Consider the following 16,819-nt stretch of genomic DNA (forward strand, 5'->3'; position numbering starts at 1 on the left):
CAACCTCAACGTTACCATTGTCACTCCATAAAACGAAGAGACCTCAAATCTGGGCACTTCCTGTTTATCCTGTCACTCTTCATGAAAAAATTTTAAATAATTCTGCACTTATTTAAGTGCAAATTATCTACTACCTGCTAACGTTAAAGCAGCTGTCTTGGTCTTCATCGCGCATTTTTGAATTTTAACCCTACTTCAGCCTATTAACAAAAATGCAATTATTAATAAATATTATCAAATTAATACATCTATATACATACATATTCATCTTTATTCCGTATTAAATACAAATTAATAAAGATTTTATTATTAACCTGAAAATTATAAATGTTCACCCAGCAATAAGTGACTTTCACGAACATAAAGTAACAACCTGCATCAAAGCAGGAATTTAAAACTGAGGCTAAGTGTATAATTAATAAAGGATTAAATATCGTAAACTCTACACCTATGGAAAACCTGTATACAAACAATGTGTTTACACTGCGTACTGAATGTGGCAAAGAATATTCTAATGTATTCAAAGCTATCAAGTTGGTGCGCGATGAGAAGCATAATTTCCATGTTGTATACAAAACGTTTTCCGATGAGTTTATTTACTCCTTTTGCAATCCCTTCCAGGACACGCATACAGCCGATACTTACAGGTTGATATCTGAAGCTGAAGCAAAACGGATTTTCCTTGACCGGCTGTCTCAGGCCAACGCTCGTGAATTGTTTAACACTACTGAAGCGCCACAGAAGCGATTACAATCCTGAGGTCCTGCTTTCGTGTCCTAAAACAAAAAGGTGCCAGACGGCACCTTTTTGTTTTATACTCCATTCAAAATAATCTATATTGTGTAGCAAAGCGTACACACTGCTATGCATGAAATGGCTTTTGTTTAGCCACTAGCAAATGTAGCGGTAGTTTATGCACGTATTTTAACTAAATTTACAGTCCGTTGCAGTAAAACAGCTGTACAAACTATGCTTTTAGACATACTCTTAACTATATTCCTTGTTTTCCTGAATGGCTTCTTCGTTGCCGCGGAGTTTGCAATTGTAAAGGTCAGGTCATCACAAATAGAGCTGAAGGCGCAGGCAGGTAACGCAATGGCGAAGATGGCGCAAAATATGCTTACGCACCTCGACGCTTACTTATCAGCCACACAATTAGGTATCACCTTAGCATCGCTGGGATTAGGTTGGATTGGTGAAAGTGTTGTTGCCCAGCTGGTTATAAACATCTTGCACTTTTTTGGTTTTACAGGCGGTGAAGAATTGGCTCATACCATAGCCTTGCCAATATCCTTTGCTATTATTACCGTGCTTCACATCGTTTTCGGTGAACTGGCACCTAAGTCTCTGGCTATTCAACGTTCTGAGTCAACGGCACTGGCTATTGCTTACCCGCTTCGCTTCTTCTATGTGGTATTTAAGCCATTCATCTGGATGCTCAATGGCTTAGCCAACCTGGTTTTGCGCTCTATGGGTATACAGGCAGTACACGGTGCAGAGGTGCATTCTGCGGAAGAACTACGCTTGTTATTTGAGCAAAGCGTGGAAGGTGGTGCCATACAGGACTCACACCATGAGCTTATCGAAAATGTGTTCAACTTTAATGAACGCATGGTAAAGCAGATCCTGGTGCCACGTACCAAAATGGTAGCCATCGATGTAAATATACCGGAGCAGGAACTCATGGAGGTGATCTTTAATGAAGGTTATTCGCGCCTGCCCGTTTACAATGGCAACGTTGACAACATTGTGGGTATACTCTATGTGAAGGATATTTTGAGTATCATGCGCCTTAACAAGCCCATCAATATAGAAGAGCTGATGCGTTCGGCCTACTTCGTTCCGGAAACAAAGAAAATTAACCTCCTGTTAAAGCAGTTTCAGCGCCGCCACATGCACATGGCTATTGCCACAGATGAATTCGGTGGCGTATCCGGTATTGTCACGATTGAAGACATCATAGAAGAGCTGGTAGGCGAAATACAGGATGAATATGATGAGGAAGCACCTTTAGTAGAGCGAATCAATGACTTTGAATACAAAGTAAATGGTGCTGCACCAATCTCAGATGCCAATGATTTCCTGCCTTACCCATTACCAGAGGGCGAGGATTATGAAACAGTGGGTGGCCTGATGAATGTGATTTATGGTCAGATTCCGGAAAACCTGAACGAGATCACTACTTTCAACGAATATGACGTGCGGATACTGGAAAAGTCAGAGCGCCGCGTTGAGTGGGTGCTGCTGGTTGTGCGAGAAGAAGCCCGCGATGAAATAAGCTGATTGTAAATTATAATCAAACGGCTACAGCAATTTATCAACCAATGTGAGCTGAGTTTATCCTTTACCGGTAAACCAGCCACTATACATCACATAGTTATTGGCTACTTTGTCTAAGCCCTCTACCTGCTCAGGGCTTAACTGCTTTACTTTTTTAGCTGGTATACCTGCATAGATCCACCCGGACTCACAGATAGTATTCTCCAGCACGATGGCGCCGGCAGCCACAATACAATTTTTCTGGATCAGCGCATTGTCCATCACAATAGACCCCATTCCTATCAATACATTATCCTCTACGGTGCAACCATGCACAATGGCATTGTGGCCTATTGACACATTGCTGCCTATGGTTGTGGCGGCTTTTTGATAAGTACAATGGATAACGGCACCATCCTGAATATTGGATTTGTCTCCGATGCGTATGCTGTTCACATCACCACGAATTACAGCGTTAAACCAAACGGAGCACTCATTTCCCATTACGACATCGCCTACAAGGGTTGCATTCTCAGCAATGAAACAACCGTGTCCCATCTGTGGCTTTATACCTTTCACTGGTAATATTACTGGCATACGTTTACTTTTGAATAACTGAATGTTACTTAGCAGATGTTAAACATTAAACGGAAGGAGCCTTTTCCAGGTGCCTTTCAGGTAGTTATACTTAAGCGTGCTGGGCAGTGCTTTCCAAAAATACTTATTCATTTCTACGGCAAAACTTGGCTGCATGTAGCAGTTTATCGTGCAGCCCTCACACTCGGGTAACCTGCCCTCCTGTCGTTTTAGTTGCTCTACCTCCTGGCTCTTGTATAACTCATAAAGGTTACCCTCGATCCTGAAACTTTTTGCTCCCAAATGATAGCAAGGGAGTACCAGCTCATTTTCCGGTGAAATAACCAGCGTAGTACTGGCCGCTTTACAAACCGGATCATTTACATGATTGCCCCCATCAAGGCGCAGCTGAATAAAGCCTTCGTTCATGTACACACGCTTGCGCTTCCCAAAATCAGACAGATATTTTAGCTCGTCAGCGGTTAATTGTTCCCCGGCTTCAATATCATTGTAGTCAAATGCCGGGTTGATGATCAGGAGTAGCTTATTGGGCAGAATGATTTTATGATACACCTCTTCAAGCTGGTGCAGGTTCTTCTTGAAAACAGTAAAAAGAATATCCGGGTGCTCTCCAAGCTGCTTGGCCACTTCAATTGACTGCATCACAAAATCGTAGCAAGCTACGCCGCGGCCGGTATCATGTTCTGTTTTATCAGAAGAATCCAGGGAGAAGTGAAGCATGTCTATTTTCCCTTTCAGGCGTTGAGCCATTTTAGGGTATAGCAGTCCATTGGTGGTAAGGGTGGTTACAAAACCCATGTCGTGCGCCATCTGCAGCATTTCATCTATCTGGCGATGGAGCAAAGGCTCTCCTCCAGTAAAATCAATCACCTGTACTCCGAGCCTCTTGAGGTCAGTAAGGTTTTGCTTCACATCTTCCAGCGTAATATAAGGCGATGGTTTTTCCCAAATATCACAGAACGAGCACTTTGCATTACAACGATAGGTAACGTAATAATTGCAAAGTACAGGTTTAGAGGTCAGGCGCATAAGCAGTGTTTATAAGCCAAAGGTAAGCATTATGCCCGAAGTATACGACACACAGCTGCCGGTTACCAACGCAAACTTTAGCTTTAGCAGCAGAAATACTATATTTGATTAAATCCGAGTGAGTAAACCTATGAACAGAAGAAACATTTCCTCAGGAGCCGTTTGGGAAGATACAGTGGGATATAGCCGCGCTGTACGGGTAGGCAACACCATCGAAGTATCTGGCACAACAGCCACAGATGGCGATGAAACCGTGGGTGAAGGGGATGCTTATGATCAGACGAAGCATGCGATTTCAAAAATTGAGAAAGCCCTGAAACTTGCCGGAGCGTCCTTGAGCGATGTGGTACGCACCCGTATTTTTGTTACAGATATCAGCAAATGGCAGGAAGTAGGCAAAGCGCATGGAGAGTTTTTCGGCAAGATAAAACCCGCTTCTACCCTGTTAGCCGTGAAGGCGCTTATCAAGCCTGAATTATTGGTTGAAATTGAGGCTACAGCAGTGCTTGACAGAGGAGAAAATTTCCTGACACATTCCACTGACCCATACTATGAAGTTTAATATCTACTTGCTCTTCGCCCTGATTGCAGTCATCGCTTCCGGGTGCACCTCTGCAAAGCCCGAAATGGCCGGTGCAAAAACACCGGATACCGTTAAAACGCAGGTCATGCTGCTGGCAACGCTGCATGGGATACATAAAATAAATCCTGATTACACTTATGCGGATGTATATGACATTATCAGGCAGTTTAATCCGGATGTTATTGGAGTTGAGATAAGACCCGAAGACATCGGCCAGGATACATCCTATCTAAAGCAAATGTACCCCCTGGAAATGCGGCAGATCACGGTGCTGTTTCCAAAAGAAAAGCTGATCGGGTTTGACTGGTATGGCCAGGAAGCTGAAGGCAAATTACTGCCCCCGGATGCTCTGAAAGGTGGCAACAATGAGCTATCAAAAGTTAAGCTACTAGAGCGGCAGTTGAACGCCGACACCAGCCTGACCAGTCAAATGGCAATGATTGCTGTATTGATGAACAAGATGCAGACCTTAGCTAAAACAAGTACCCCCGCTACATTGAACAATTCCGGTGACTATGAGCTTACTTCTGAGATATTTTATGATCAGATGGAAGCTATGATGGCAGGATTACCCTATGAGTTTTACACTACCTTTAACCGCAAGCGAGACGAGCAAATAGGCAAGAACATCGTTGAGACCATAAAAAACAACCCTGGCAAGAAACTCATTTTTGTAATGGGGGCAAACCATAGATATGCAGCCCGAGAAAATATCCGGAAAGCCTTTAACGAGAGTGTGGACCTTGTACCGGTACCCAGCCCAAAATAAGCACTAACTGGTTTAAAAGCTGTTTTAGGTATTCATCTTCTATTTTAGGTTGATTGCCTATTAAAATGAGCAATTGGTATAAAATAATTTCACACAATTTTTAAACCTTTACCTTTGTAATGCATTTAAGTATGCAAAGGGTATCTTGTTTAAGGTGAGATGTAAGTAAGGCCCAAATCTTCTACTACCTAGAAGAACATAACCGAAGGCCACACTATAAAAGTGTGGCTTTTGTATTTTTAGTGGGTAAGCTCCTGCTCAGAACTATCGCATCTTCCTTCTAAAATTTGTCTAAAAGCTATATCTTAGCTTTTGTCAAACGTATACTATTCCCTATGATTCCAGCATTAAAAGCCGGCGACACGATAGCCATTACTGCCACTGCCCGTCAGATTACCTTCCCGGAAATTGAGCTGGCCATCAGGATATTTGAGAGCTGGGGACTAAAAGTTGTGCTGGGGCAAAGCATTGGTGCCAGCTATAACTATTTTTCCGGAGACGATGCCCTGCGCCTGCAGGACCTGCAGCAGTTCCTGGATGATGAGCATATAAAAGCTATTATCTGCGCACGCGGGGGGTATGGCACTACCCGCATTATTGATCAGGTAGACTTTACAAAATTCAGGAAGCAACCGAAATGGGTGGTTGGCTTCAGTGATGTAACCGCCCTCCATTGCCATATTCACAACTACGGCATTGAAAGTGTTCATGGTATCATGCCACTGCTTTTCCCGAAAGATGGAGCCGAAAATTCTATTGAAACACTACGCCGGGTGCTTTTTGGCGAAACATTAAATTACTCAGCTGCCCCACACGCCCTAAACCGAACAGGTACAGCAGAGGGCCAACTCATTGGTGGCAATTTATCGATGCTTGGTACCATTACAGGCACGCGTTCCGATATTAGCACAGATGGTAAGATCCTTTTCCTGGAGGATCTGTGCGAGTATCTCTACAATTTAGACCGCATTATGGTACACCTGGATCGCAGCGGTAAGCTAGCTAACCTTGCTGGCCTCATCGTCGGGGACATGAGCGACATGAACGATACGCCTGTACCATTTGGTAAAACCGCCTACGAAATCATACTGGAGCATAGTGGCAAGTATAACTATCCTGTTTGCTATGGCTTTCCGGTAGGCCACGAGCCGCTTAACCTGGCCCTGGTATGTGGCAGAGAGGCCAGGCTGGAGGTAAGTGAGGAGGGAACAAGCCTTAGCTACAACTAGCAATAAAATAAAAACTACTCATCAGGCCGCTTTATCGATCCCCTTCTGCCGCACATCCTGAAAATAGTTGCAGATACTATTAAGCACGCATTTCTCACATCTGGGGCTATAGTAGGTACAGATGCGCTGCCCATGCCGCAGCATATGAATATGGAAGTTATACAACTCCACCGGATCCGGAGGCAGCATATTTAGCAACAGGTCGTGGGCTTTGTTAGCTGTTACTTTTGCTCCGATAAGCCCGACACGCTGGCTGATCCGGAATACATGTGTATCCACAGGCATGACAGGTTTTTTAAAATTAAAGAGCAGTAGCAACGTAGCTGTTTTCGGCCCTACCCCTGGTAGCTTTGTAAGCCATTTCATCGCCTCATCTACCGGCATGTCCTGTAAAAAATCAATATTGATCTCCCCCCGTTCCTTTTTTATAATGCGCAGGGTTTCCTGTATCTGTGGAGCTTTCTGCCCTGGGTAGCGCGTTGTTTGTATGGCATCTGCAAGTTCATCAGGATCAGCATTCATCACACCTTCCCAGTCACCAAACCGTTCCAGCATTGTATAATAAGCTTTCTCCTCATCTGCATGATTGGTTCGGTGCGAAAGCATGGTAGAGATCAGCTCATGCATAGGGTCACGCCTGTTTTCCAGTTTCAGCCTTTTGTACGCTTCATTCAAAAGGTCATGCGTCAGGAGCGCTTTTTCATCAGCAGGTAGTTTATGAGCATCCATTTTGTGCCTTTTATGGACTTTTTCTTTACGCAAGAGGCACTCAACTGTTAGCCTCAAAACATAACTCACTCATAGTAAACAAGTAACTAAAAGGATTACACACTACACCAAGTACCATTCATTGTATTGACCGAGTACAATTATCCTGACAGATACAACTATTTAGCATGATTTAACGCTATATGCAGAGGCACAGAAACACTGATATCTAAATAATTACCTCTATTATATGCAAATTAAATTCTTGGGAACAGGCGGTGCCTTCGACACAGACTTCCTGAACTCAGCCGCCTTACTGGAATTTCGAGATATTAACCTGCTAATTGACTGTGGTTTTACCGTTTACCCGACACTTGTTAAGAAGAACCTTATAAACAAGGTAGACCATATTTTGCTGACTCATCTGCACAACGACCATTGCGGAAGCCTTGCCAATTTGCTGCTATACAAGCGCATAATTGAAAAAGTAAAACCTCCTGTCCTGCTTTATCCTACAGAGCAGTTCAGGCAACAGCTCTATGAGTTTCTGGCAATCCAGGTAAAAGATCCTGAGAAATACGCTGATTTTGTTCCTTTAGAGCAGTTTAACGGCATAACCGCCATAGATACTTACGGACAGCACTCGGAAGGCCTGCAGACTTATGCTTATATTTTTGAGGAAGATAACGAGCGGATTGTATACTCCGGGGATCTTGGCAAACCGGAGCTTCTTTTTGATAGACTGGCTAAAATGCCTTCGTTGCCAACCTGTGTGTTTCATGACATTACATTTAATCCTGCTAATACCAGCCACACATATTACAAAAAGCTTCTTCCATACCTAAACGGACTCGATATATTCGGGTACCATTGCGACCCGTCAGAGAACCCATCCGATAACCCGATTCGCCTCGTATTTTATGAGAAAGACTTAATGGCATAGCTATAGAACTGCCATCTATACAACCCAACCTGTGCCTATGACCACAAAAGCCATTAAAAGTAAGAGTATCCTGCACCAACCGCTTCACCTGGTTTACATCTTTCTTTTTCTTTGCTTTTGGGTATACACAGCTTTAACAACACCAGACCTGGAAAACTGGGTACTGGAAAACACACTTACCGTTTCTCTCCTCATCTTTCTGGTTGCGTTTTACAACATCTTCCGTTTCTCCGACACCAGTTATACGCTAATCTTTCTTTTCCTACTCCTGCACGTGTTTGGCAGCCAATACCAATATTCCGAGAATCCCTTTGGAGAATGGCTGAAAGCAACCTATCACTTGCAACGGAACAATTATGACCGCCTGGTACACCTCGGCTTCGGACTACTACTGGCCTACCCGATGCATGAGGTTTTGCAGCGCGGGTTTAGAGCAGGCAGGTTCTTAAGTTACCTTATGCCCGTAGAAATAGTCCTGTCGCTTAGCGCGCTATATGAAATAGTTGAATGGATAGTGGCAGACATATTCTATGAAGGGACTGAGCAAGGCATGATCTTTCTGGGGATGCAGGGTGATATCTGGGATGCCCAAAAGGACATTGCACTTGCACTTGCAGGCGCCATAACAGCAATGGCGATCACAGCATTGTTTCAGAAAGGGACATAAAAAAACCAGCCACGCCTGGGGCGTGGCTGGAAAAATCACCAATTATTCACTATCTCAATTATTCTTGCTTTATAAATCACCACGTTCAGCGGCCTTCTTCATTTTCTCATTCGCAAAAATTGCGATCTCTACACGTCTGTTCTGAGCACGGCCAGCAGCTGTTGAGTTATCTGCCACAGGCTGAGTATCTGCATAACCCTGAGTTGTCATGCGGCTACGGTCAACACCCATCGTTGCAAGGTAATCAGCAACAGATTGTGCGCGTCGCTCCGATAAAGGCTGATTGATCTGGGTTGAACCGGTATTATCGGTGTGGCCTTCGATCACAATATTTGTATCAGGGTATTTTTTAAGTGTAGCAGCAAGCTGGGCTATCTCTGTTTTGGCACCTGGCTGAAGTTCAGCAGAATTTATCGGATACAGGATACCTGAATCAAATGTGATCTTGATACCTTCACCTACACGCTCTACCTGAGCACCCTCCAGGTCACGCTGCAACTCTTCGGCCTGCTTATCCATCTTACGGCCTATAAGCGCACCGGCAGTACCACCTACAGCGGCACCAATTATAGCTCCGGTAGCAGTGCTACCCGCAGCTCTACCAATAACGCCACCTACCACGGCACCTGAACCGGCACCAATTATACCGCCTTTAGCAGTCTTACTCATACCACCTCCGCTACCAGAAGCACAGGAAGAAAGTAGTACAGCTATAATGGCTATGATAGAGAGGTTTATTCTAAAATTTTTCATAGTCTTTAAATTAAATCTTGTTTATGAGTTATTCAGCTCTGTGGTTAATACTTATATATAAACTAAAATGTTTGCCTTTGCCCGGGTAAGCTACTTGCAGCCTGGTTTTAATCACCTCTTTTGAAACAGCAACCAACACTGATTAACAACAACTTACCTGAAAAAGCCTTCTACTTTAACGGCTGAAAGAATATTCGGGTTATTGAATTAAGAAGCCTTCACCAAGCTTAGCTGCACCTTTACCGGCAGCTATAAAACAGCAGCGCCTGCCGGAGTAAATCCGGCAGGCGCTGCTGTTTTATAGCTAATATGTAATGTTTACTTTAGCTCACCTTTTTCCGCTGCTTTCTTCAACTCATCATTAGCGATGATAATGATCTCCACGCGGCGGTTCTGGGCTCTGCCTTCTACAGTACTGTTATCTGCAATCGGTTGATCGTAGCTATAGCCTTTTGCCTGAAGACGTGTTCCACTAACACCCAGGCTTCGCGCGTAAGCGGCTACGGCCTCGGCACGTTTTTCTGATAAACGCTGGTTAAGCTCATAAGAACCGGTATTATCTGTATGTCCTTCTATGATAACATTCGTGCCTTCATTCTCTTTTAGAGATTTAGCAAGCTTTTCGATGTCGCGTTTGGCATTGGCGCTGAGGTCAGCAGAGTTCACATTGAAAAGTATACCCGAGTCAAAGTTTACCCGGATGGCTTCTCCTACACGTTCTACCTTTGCGTTTTCCATACTCTTCTCCAGTTCTTCGGCCTGCTTATCCATACGGCGTCCGATAACGGCACCCGTTGCACCACCTACGGCAGCACCTACAATGGCGCCTGCAGCAGTGTTACCCAACCTGTTACCAATAATACCACCTATAACGGCACCAGAACCGGCGCCAATGATACCGCCTTTGGTCGTCTTAGTCATCCCCTTCTTATCTGCCTCCGCTGTTTTAGTATCAGTTGGAGATCCTGTTTTTGCAGAAGTTGTTGTTTCGTTTCCATCGTTACTTGCCGTAGGTGCAGTAGTCTGGCAAGCAGTAAACAACATGGTTGTAGCTAACAAAGAGCTAAGTGATAGTTTTAAAAATTTCATAAAGTTGGTTGTTTGTAAATTCTTAGTTAATCAAGAGTGTAAGTTGATCTGTGTATCCGTAGGCAATACGTGTGCCAATAATATATTTACCTTTAGCTATACACGAAAAATTTAATTTTTTATTTTATCATCGTCTAAAATTTATTCTCCATAACTGGCTAATAAGGTTCTTTATACTGAAAAGGGCCTGTTAAATATTTAACAGGCCCTTTTCAGTATAAATATAATACAAATTAACTGGCTTTAGTAGCTTTAGAACTTTTAGCTTTCGGCTTTGCTGCCGCGCCATTCGCCAGCACCATACTTAGCAGGTCTGTTAATTTATTTTTCAACTCTTTACGGTCTACTATAAAATCAAGGAATCCGTGCTCCAGCACAAACTCTGCACTCTGGAAACCTTTTGGCAGATCTTTTCCTATTGTCTCTTTTATAACTCTTGGGCCGGCAAAACCGATCAGTGCGCCAGGCTCGGCAATGTTAAAATCACCCAGCATAGCATACGATGCCGTTACGCCACCTGTCGTGGGGTCTGTTAGCAGAGAGATGTAAGGCAATTTCTCTTCAGACAGTAATGCCAGCTTAGCGGAGGTCTTTGCCATCTGCATTAGCGAGAAGCCAGCTTCCATCATACGTGCTCCACCAGATTTTGAGATCATCAGGAACGGTGTACGTGTTTTGCGGGCATGGTCTATGGCGCGGGCAATCTTCTCTCCTACCACTGACCCCATGGAGCCACCAATAAAAGCAAAATCCATACAGGCGATAGTAATATCTTGGCCATTTATTCTGCCAAAACCTGTCCGTACCGCATCCTTCAGACCCGTGGCCTTTTGTGTAGCGGCAATACGCTGTGGATATGGCTTAGAGTCTACAAAGCTAAGCGGGTCTCCTGATGTCAGGTTCTCATCAAGCTCCGTAAACTTATTATCGTCAAAAAGTATGGCAAAATATTCTTTAGACCCGATGCGGTCATGGAAATCACATTTTACGCAAGTGCTCAGATTTTTTCGGTGCTCAGCCATGCTGGTAACCGTTTTACATTCGGGGCACTTGTACCACAAACCGTCTGGCGTCTCTTTTTTCTGCTCTGTAGGCGTATGAATTCCTTTTTCAGCTCTTTTAAACCAAGGCATCATAGTTAAAAGCGTGCTTACAGCACTTTAAAGTTAAATATATACCTGCTACACAGCAGTATATAAAATAATATGACCTGCTCCAGCCACACCTCTTCTGAGGCATTTGGTTAAAGCAGGTCACAAAAATATGTAATAATCAGCAGTTCTGCTACAAATTACGCTAATGTAATCTCTTTAGAAAGATACACATCCTGAATTGCATTTAGCAGTTCCACACCATCTTTCATGTCTTTCTGGAAAGCCTTACGCCCGGAAATAAGCCCCATACCGCCCGCACGCTTGTTAATTACAGCTGTGCGCACAGCGTCAGCCAGGTCAGATTCCCCTTTAGACTCACCACCGGAGTTGATCAGGCCGGCACGGCCCATGTAGCAGTTGGCTACCTGGTAGCGTGTCAGGTCGATCGGGTTATCTGTGGTAAGTTCGGTATACATTTTTTCGTTTGTCTTACCAAAACCTATTGCCTTAAAACCACCATTGTTCTCCGGAAGCTTTTGCTTAATGATATCCGCCTGAATCGTAACACCCAAATGGTTTGCCTGCCCTGTAAGGTCAGCGGCCACATGATAATCAATGCCATCTTTCTTAAAGGCATTGTTACGCGTGTAGCACCATAAGATAGTAGCCATACCCAACTGGTGTGCCCTCTCAAAAGCCTCTGCTACTTCAATGATCTGCCGCGATGACTCTTCCGAACCGAAATAGATCGTAGCTCCTACTGCAGTAGCACCTAAGTTCCAGGCTTCATCCACAGACCCGAACATGATCTGGTCATACTTGTTAGGGTATGTCATCAGTTCATTATGGTTGATTTTTACTACGAACGGAATTTTGTGCGCGTATTTTCTGGACATCATCGCCAGGTTGCCAAATGTAGTGGCAACAGCATTACAACCTCCCTCCATCGCCAGTTTGAGAATGTTTTCGGGATCAAAGTAGATCGGGTTCGGTGCGAATGAAGCGCCGGCAGTGTGCTCAATGCCCTGGTCAACAGGTAATATAGAAAGGTAGCCCGTGCCACCTAAGCGGCCATGGTCGTAGAGGTGTTGCAAGCTGCGCATAACCTGCGGACTACGGTTGGAGTAGGCAAATATCCTGTCTACAAAATCTGGCCCCGGTGCATGCAGCTGCTCCTTCGATATTGTTTTACTTTCATACTGCAACAGGCTTTCTGCTTCAGAGCCAAGTAAAGAAACGATGTTATCGTAATTCATTTGTCTTGTTGTTTTATGATAGAGACACTTTGATTTGGTGCTATTCACATATAAACTTCCCATTCCCTTACTTGCTTTAAAAGGAAGCCAAAACGGCTAGATGCCTGCCAGGCAATTACAGGAAGGCTTTAACATAGTTTAACTCACCAAACATACTAGCACCTGAAAAAAAAGTTGCTCTAAAATGCACATCGCATGCTGCCGGAGTGGCAGCAGGCGATGTGCATTAATTTATAATAATAATTCTAATTACATTCTTCATTCACAACCTTCCCGTTAATTATAACGGTGCACACATGTGACGTATATTCAAACGGATCACCATCATAAAGCACCACATCGGCATCCTTTCCTTTTTCAAGTGAACCTATCCGCTTGTCCAGCCCAATTATTTTTGCAGGAGCAATGGTGATGGCGGCCAGGGCTTGATCTGTGGTCATGCCATTTGCAACTGCAACGCCAGCTTCGAACAGGATAACGCGTGCCCGTGGCACATACTGCTCAAACCCGCTCTGTATGGCAACCGGAATACCGGCCCTGGCAAGTATGGCTGCTGTATCAAACGACATGTTCTTGTTATCCCCGTTAGCACGCGCCATTGTCGGGTGAAGTATAACCGGTATACCTGCGGCCTTAAGCTCATCAACTAATAAGTATGACTCTGCACCGCCATCCAGCACCATATTCAGGTTAAACTCCTTTGCCAGGCGCATTGCAGCCATTATATCATTGGCTTTGTTTGCAGTGATCAATGCTTTGTACTTTCCATCCAGCACCCCATTCAGGTATTCCATTTTCAGGTTCAGATCTGGACGTTTACCGGCATCGGAATTCGCTTTTTTCTTAGCGTATGCCTGCGCCGCCTGTAACTCAGCCCGAAGCATAGCCATACCCTTGGCTGATGTTCCCGGCGATTTATAATTTTCACCCACTTCTGTGCCAAGGGTAAAAGCGATCATGTTGGTTGTATCCATCAGGGTGGCAAATCCATCCGGCGAGGTTTTGATCGTCATGGTTTGCCCACTTATCAAAGCACCTGGCCCATGCCCTGTATTAACGGTGGTCACTCCGTGGTTACGCACCCACTCTATCAACTCTTCGTTTGGGTTATAAGCATCCAGGGCGCGTAGTTCTGGTTGTATGGGAGCTGTTTTTTCCAGTTGCTGCTGGTCTGCAGGAATATTGTAAATTCCGGCCAGGCCTATGGAAGTATGTGCATCTACCAAGCCCGGGGTTACCACTTTAGCATTGTATACTTTATAGTTAGCCGGTACCTGCAGGTTTGCCCCCACAGCCTCTATCTTTCCGTCTTTTAAAAGCACCACCCCATTTTTAATAGGGGCACCCGCCATGGTATACACCGTTTCGCCTTTAACAGCTACCTGGGCTCTACTCTGCTGATTAATGCCAATAATAGCCACGCCAGAAAGTATGGCTGCTGCTACTTTTATATGTTTCTTCATGATGTTTTTTCTTTTTAGAGATACAGCACTAAGGATGATAGACAACTGATTTTATGAATAAGGCAAATTATTACCTCAAACTTTATTTTTGATACATGTCACTGGGGAATGTAATATTATCCTGTGTCTTACTTCCTGTACCTTTGTTAATCTGCATGATAATGTAACACGCCATCGTACACACTGTAGCCCCCGGTCGCAAACTTTTTATCATCAGGGTTACTGATATCAAAACGCTTCTGCCCTTCTACCCACGTCTGCTCAACATGAGTATATACACTGAAGGGCTCTCCGTTCAGCACGATAAAATCAGCGTCCTTCCCTTTTTCAAGTGAGCCTACTCTGTTATCAAGCTCCAGCATTTTGGCCCCTGAAATTGTTAACGCTTCCAGTGCTTTTTCGCGGCTCATACCTGCACGCACACCCAGCGCAGCACTGCGCATGAACAAACGTGAATCTGTTATGCCATCATCTGTATGAAATGCTGTAAGCACACCAGCTTTCTCAAGAACGGCGCCATTAGAATTGCGAATTTCTACGGCTTCGGCCTTCCCTCCCGGAGAATCCAAGGTGATAATCGAGGCCGGCACCCCTGCTTTGGCTATCTCATCTGCTGCTTTCCAGGCTTCGCTTACATGGTGAAGTACTAGCTTAAAGCCAAACTCCTTTTGCAGCCTGAGCGCTGTAAGCACATCGTCGTAGCGGTGCGTATGAAAATGAACAATACGCTTTCCTTCAAGTATTTCCACCAGTGGCTCCAGGTTTGGCTTTCGCTCCGGCATCTTGTCAGCTTTGCCTTTTGCAGCCTTTATCTTGTTATTGTATGCCTGCGCATCCAGGAACAACTGCCTCGCCATGGCAGCCGACTTAGCACGGGTACCTGGAAAAGGAGTTGGCCTCATGGGATTGGTGCCGTTTGCCATTTTCATTCCGCCGCAGATCCCGTTTGTCACATCATCGCAAAAGGCGAGGTCGCCAATCGTTTTTCCTTCCCGCATCTTCAGGTAGACAGTCTGCCCGCTCATCAGGTGTCCTGAGCCGGGCATTACGTTTACAGTAGTAATGCCACCTGCCAGGGCTCTCTTAAATGTATCGCTCAATGGATTGATGGCATCTATGATCCGTACATCCGGGTGCATGGCCGCAGATTGATCTCCGCCAGATCCTTCGCCAAGATGGGAGTGAGTATCCACTAAACCCGGCATCAGCACCTTGCCTGTCATATCAAACTCCACAGCATTTTTAGGTACTTTCACTTTATCAGCGGCACCAATGGCTGTAATTTTTCCTTTGTGCACGATCAGCACTCCGTTTTCGATAGGTGCACCTGCTACCGGAATTATCTTAGCTCCTTTAAAAACGTGGGGCTGCTCCTGCGCTGTTGCTTTACCTGCCGTAAAGAGCATCAGCGCTAGCCCCATGGCAGCCGCCAACCGCATGTTATGTTTCATAAAAAAGTATAAAGGTGAATGATAAGGTTTAGTTTCGTTTAGTCTGTCAACTTAACCATTTTAACCCTTAAATAAAAGAGCTCACCAGCTATATCTGGTAAGCTGTGATTGTAACGGCTGCCCCGCAACACCTAAACCGCATTTAATCCGTTAATATAAAGAGGCAACTATTTATTAACCTGATGGATACGCATATATCAAAAGCCGCAAATCTAATGAAACACACAGCCCTGCTGCTATTCTTATTGTTAGGTACATGCCTGCTTGGATGCACGCCTACTACCAGAATTACGGGCACTTGGAAAAACCCTGATGCCGGGGAGAAAAACTATAATAAGATAGTGGTGGCTGCCCTTACAGACAATGTGCGGGCAAGGGAGAAAGTAGAGAGCGATATGCAGGCGCAGTTACAACAGCGTGGTGTTACGGCTATTAAAAGCATAAACCTGTTCCCGCCCACCATGATGAGTAAAGAAGGCCCGGATGTTAATCTTCTGATGGAGAAGATAAAAGGTGAAGGTTATGACGCGATCATGACGGTGGCTTTGATAGATGAAGAAACAGAGACACGTTATGTGCCCGGCACCTATGGCTATGCCCCGGTTACGCGCTTTGGGTGGTACGGAAGATTCAGAGGCTATTATACTTACTGGTATCCAACTTTGTATGACCCCGGGTACTATACTGAAGACAAGATTTATTTCCTGGAAACAAACCTGTACGATGTTAATAGTGAAAACCTGCTGTGGTCGGCTCAATCACAATCGTATGCCCCTAATAGCTTAAGAAAAGCATCTGAAACCCTTGCAGAATTAACTGTCAGCAGGCTGGCCCAGGCAAATTTATTGCGCTAAAATGACCTCAAACGTAAAATTTAAGACATAAAAAAAAGGAGTGCCGCCGCGGCACTCCTTTTTTTTATGAACTCA

Annotated in this window: 17 protein-coding genes; 8 read left to right on the forward strand and 9 right to left on the reverse strand. The window is 44.6% G+C overall.

Features of this window, described 5'->3' with window-relative positions; all coding sequences use genetic code 11:
• Positions 1-450 precede the first annotated feature (450 nt).
• Both ACSX1A_RS14465 and ACSX1A_RS14470 read left to right on the forward strand, forming a co-directional pair.
• Positions 451-759 (forward strand): hypothetical protein, encoded by a 309-nt coding sequence (locus ACSX1A_RS14465; protein ID WP_439880355.1) that lies wholly within the window; start codon positions 451-453, stop codon positions 757-759.
• Positions 760-969: 210 nt separating this feature from the next.
• Positions 970-2,283 (forward strand): hemolysin family protein, encoded by a 1,314-nt coding sequence (locus tag ACSX1A_RS14470; RefSeq protein ID WP_439880356.1) that lies wholly within the window; start codon positions 970-972, stop codon positions 2,281-2,283.
• Positions 2,284-2,337: 54 nt separating this feature from the next.
• On the opposite strand, the gene ACSX1A_RS14475 is transcribed toward ACSX1A_RS14470, so the two are convergent.
• Together ACSX1A_RS14475 and ACSX1A_RS14480 are read right to left on the reverse strand one after the other, a co-directional pair.
• A complete protein-coding gene (locus ACSX1A_RS14475) occupies positions 2,338-2,856 on the reverse strand; it encodes a gamma carbonic anhydrase family protein (protein ID WP_439880357.1) in 519 nt (172 codons plus the stop codon).
• 39 nt (positions 2,857-2,895) lie between these two features.
• Positions 2,896-3,885: a radical SAM protein gene (locus ACSX1A_RS14480; RefSeq protein ID WP_439880358.1), complete on the reverse strand. Its 990-nt coding sequence runs from the start codon at positions 3,883-3,885 to the stop codon at positions 2,896-2,898.
• A gap of 130 nt (positions 3,886-4,015) precedes the next feature.
• On the opposite strand from ACSX1A_RS14480, the gene ACSX1A_RS14485 reads away from it, so the two are divergent.
• The 3 genes from ACSX1A_RS14485 (at position 4,016) to ACSX1A_RS14495 (ending at position 6,466) form a co-directional block, all read left to right on the forward strand.
• Entirely contained in the window at positions 4,016-4,447 is a 432-nt protein-coding gene (locus ACSX1A_RS14485) for a RidA family protein (protein WP_439880359.1), read from the forward strand.
• Positions 4,437-5,237 carry a hypothetical protein gene (locus ACSX1A_RS14490; RefSeq protein WP_439880360.1) on the forward strand — a complete coding sequence of 267 codons (801 nt, stop codon included), beginning with the start codon at positions 4,437-4,439 and terminating at the stop codon, positions 5,235-5,237. Before ACSX1A_RS14485 ends, ACSX1A_RS14490 begins: the two co-directional genes overlap by 11 nt.
• Positions 5,238-5,572: 335 nt before the next feature.
• Positions 5,573-6,466: a S66 peptidase family protein gene (locus tag ACSX1A_RS14495; RefSeq protein ID WP_439880361.1), complete on the forward strand. Its 894-nt coding sequence runs from the start codon at positions 5,573-5,575 to the stop codon at positions 6,464-6,466.
• 21 nt (positions 6,467-6,487) lie between these two features.
• Here the strand turns inward: ACSX1A_RS14495 and ACSX1A_RS14500 are convergent, their stop codons facing one another.
• A complete protein-coding gene (locus ACSX1A_RS14500) occupies positions 6,488-7,195 on the reverse strand; it encodes an endonuclease III domain-containing protein (RefSeq protein WP_439880362.1) in 708 nt (235 codons plus the stop codon).
• Between the two features lie 229 nt (positions 7,196-7,424).
• On the opposite strand from ACSX1A_RS14500, the gene ACSX1A_RS14505 reads away from it, so the two are divergent.
• Positions 7,425-8,117, forward strand: a complete 693-nt coding sequence (locus ACSX1A_RS14505) for an MBL fold metallo-hydrolase (protein ID WP_439880363.1) — start codon at positions 7,425-7,427, stop codon at positions 8,115-8,117.
• Positions 8,118-8,154: 37 nt separating this feature from the next.
• Positions 8,155-8,784, forward strand: a complete 630-nt coding sequence (locus ACSX1A_RS14510) for a DUF2238 domain-containing protein (RefSeq protein WP_439880364.1) — start codon at positions 8,155-8,157, stop codon at positions 8,782-8,784.
• Between the two features lie 69 nt (positions 8,785-8,853).
• On the opposite strand, the gene ACSX1A_RS14515 is transcribed toward ACSX1A_RS14510, so the two are convergent.
• The 6 genes from ACSX1A_RS14515 to ACSX1A_RS14540 form a co-directional block, all read right to left on the reverse strand.
• A complete protein-coding gene (locus tag ACSX1A_RS14515) occupies positions 8,854-9,537 on the reverse strand; it encodes an OmpA family protein (protein ID WP_439880365.1) in 684 nt (227 codons plus the stop codon).
• A 318-nt stretch (positions 9,538-9,855) separates the two neighbouring features.
• A complete protein-coding gene (locus ACSX1A_RS14520) occupies positions 9,856-10,626 on the reverse strand; it encodes an OmpA family protein (RefSeq protein ID WP_439880366.1) in 771 nt (256 codons plus the stop codon).
• A 233-nt stretch (positions 10,627-10,859) separates the two neighbouring features.
• The gene (gene accD / locus ACSX1A_RS14525; protein ID WP_439883561.1) at positions 10,860-11,759 is read right to left on the reverse strand and encodes an acetyl-CoA carboxylase, carboxyltransferase subunit beta; all 900 of its coding nucleotides are present in this window, start codon (positions 11,757-11,759) and stop codon (positions 10,860-10,862) included.
• A 158-nt stretch (positions 11,760-11,917) separates the two neighbouring features.
• Positions 11,918-12,976: a class I fructose-bisphosphate aldolase gene (locus ACSX1A_RS14530; protein WP_439880367.1), complete on the reverse strand. Its 1,059-nt coding sequence runs from the start codon at positions 12,974-12,976 to the stop codon at positions 11,918-11,920.
• Positions 12,977-13,221: 245 nt separating this feature from the next.
• Entirely contained in the window at positions 13,222-14,439 is a 1,218-nt protein-coding gene (locus tag ACSX1A_RS14535; protein ID WP_439880368.1) for an amidohydrolase family protein, read from the reverse strand.
• 146 nt (positions 14,440-14,585) lie between these two features.
• Positions 14,586-15,890 (reverse strand): amidohydrolase family protein, encoded by a 1,305-nt coding sequence (locus ACSX1A_RS14540; protein WP_439880369.1) that lies wholly within the window; start codon positions 15,888-15,890, stop codon positions 14,586-14,588.
• 215 nt (positions 15,891-16,105) lie between these two features.
• On the opposite strand from ACSX1A_RS14540, the gene ACSX1A_RS14545 reads away from it, so the two are divergent.
• On the forward strand, positions 16,106-16,744 hold the full coding sequence (locus ACSX1A_RS14545; RefSeq protein ID WP_439880370.1) for a hypothetical protein: 639 nt from the start codon (positions 16,106-16,108) through the stop codon (positions 16,742-16,744).
• Positions 16,745-16,819: the final 75 nt, after the last annotated feature.

Origin of the sequence: Pontibacter sp. MBLB2868, from assembly GCF_051904785.1 — a bacterium.
Taxonomy (GTDB): domain Bacteria; phylum Bacteroidota; class Bacteroidia; order Cytophagales; family Hymenobacteraceae; genus Pontibacter.

What these genes read in the sequence shown, in the direction of transcription:
- ACSX1A_RS14490 (WP_439880360.1), top strand. Translation starts at nt 4,437, where the DNA reads ATGAAGTTTAATATCTACTTGCTCTTCGCCCTGATTGCAGTCATCGCT.
- ACSX1A_RS14540 (WP_439880369.1), bottom strand. Translation starts at nt 15,890, where the DNA reads ATGAAACATAACATGCGGTTGGCGGCTGCCATGGGGCTAGCGCTGATG.
- ACSX1A_RS14465 (WP_439880355.1), top strand. Translation starts at nt 451, where the DNA reads ATGGAAAACCTGTATACAAACAATGTGTTTACACTGCGTACTGAATGT.
- ACSX1A_RS14520 (WP_439880366.1), bottom strand. Translation starts at nt 10,626, where the DNA reads ATGAAATTTTTAAAACTATCACTTAGCTCTTTGTTAGCTACAACCATG.
- ACSX1A_RS14485 (WP_439880359.1), top strand. Translation starts at nt 4,016, where the DNA reads ATGAACAGAAGAAACATTTCCTCAGGAGCCGTTTGGGAAGATACAGTG.
- ACSX1A_RS14505 (WP_439880363.1), top strand. Translation starts at nt 7,425, where the DNA reads ATGCAAATTAAATTCTTGGGAACAGGCGGTGCCTTCGACACAGACTTC.
- ACSX1A_RS14475 (WP_439880357.1), bottom strand. Translation starts at nt 2,856, where the DNA reads ATGCCAGTAATATTACCAGTGAAAGGTATAAAGCCACAGATGGGACAC.
- ACSX1A_RS14495 (WP_439880361.1), top strand. Translation starts at nt 5,573, where the DNA reads ATGATTCCAGCATTAAAAGCCGGCGACACGATAGCCATTACTGCCACT.
- accD (WP_439883561.1), bottom strand. Translation starts at nt 11,759, where the DNA reads ATGCCTTGGTTTAAAAGAGCTGAAAAAGGAATTCATACGCCTACAGAG.
- ACSX1A_RS14535 (WP_439880368.1), bottom strand. Translation starts at nt 14,439, where the DNA reads ATGAAGAAACATATAAAAGTAGCAGCAGCCATACTTTCTGGCGTGGCT.
- ACSX1A_RS14545 (WP_439880370.1), top strand. Translation starts at nt 16,106, where the DNA reads ATGAAACACACAGCCCTGCTGCTATTCTTATTGTTAGGTACATGCCTG.
- ACSX1A_RS14515 (WP_439880365.1), bottom strand. Translation starts at nt 9,537, where the DNA reads ATGAAAAATTTTAGAATAAACCTCTCTATCATAGCCATTATAGCTGTA.
- ACSX1A_RS14530 (WP_439880367.1), bottom strand. Translation starts at nt 12,976, where the DNA reads ATGAATTACGATAACATCGTTTCTTTACTTGGCTCTGAAGCAGAAAGC.
- ACSX1A_RS14470 (WP_439880356.1), top strand. Translation starts at nt 970, where the DNA reads ATGCTTTTAGACATACTCTTAACTATATTCCTTGTTTTCCTGAATGGC.
- ACSX1A_RS14510 (WP_439880364.1), top strand. Translation starts at nt 8,155, where the DNA reads ATGACCACAAAAGCCATTAAAAGTAAGAGTATCCTGCACCAACCGCTT.
- ACSX1A_RS14480 (WP_439880358.1), bottom strand. Translation starts at nt 3,885, where the DNA reads ATGCGCCTGACCTCTAAACCTGTACTTTGCAATTATTACGTTACCTAT.
- ACSX1A_RS14500 (WP_439880362.1), bottom strand. Translation starts at nt 7,195, where the DNA reads ATGGATGCTCATAAACTACCTGCTGATGAAAAAGCGCTCCTGACGCAT.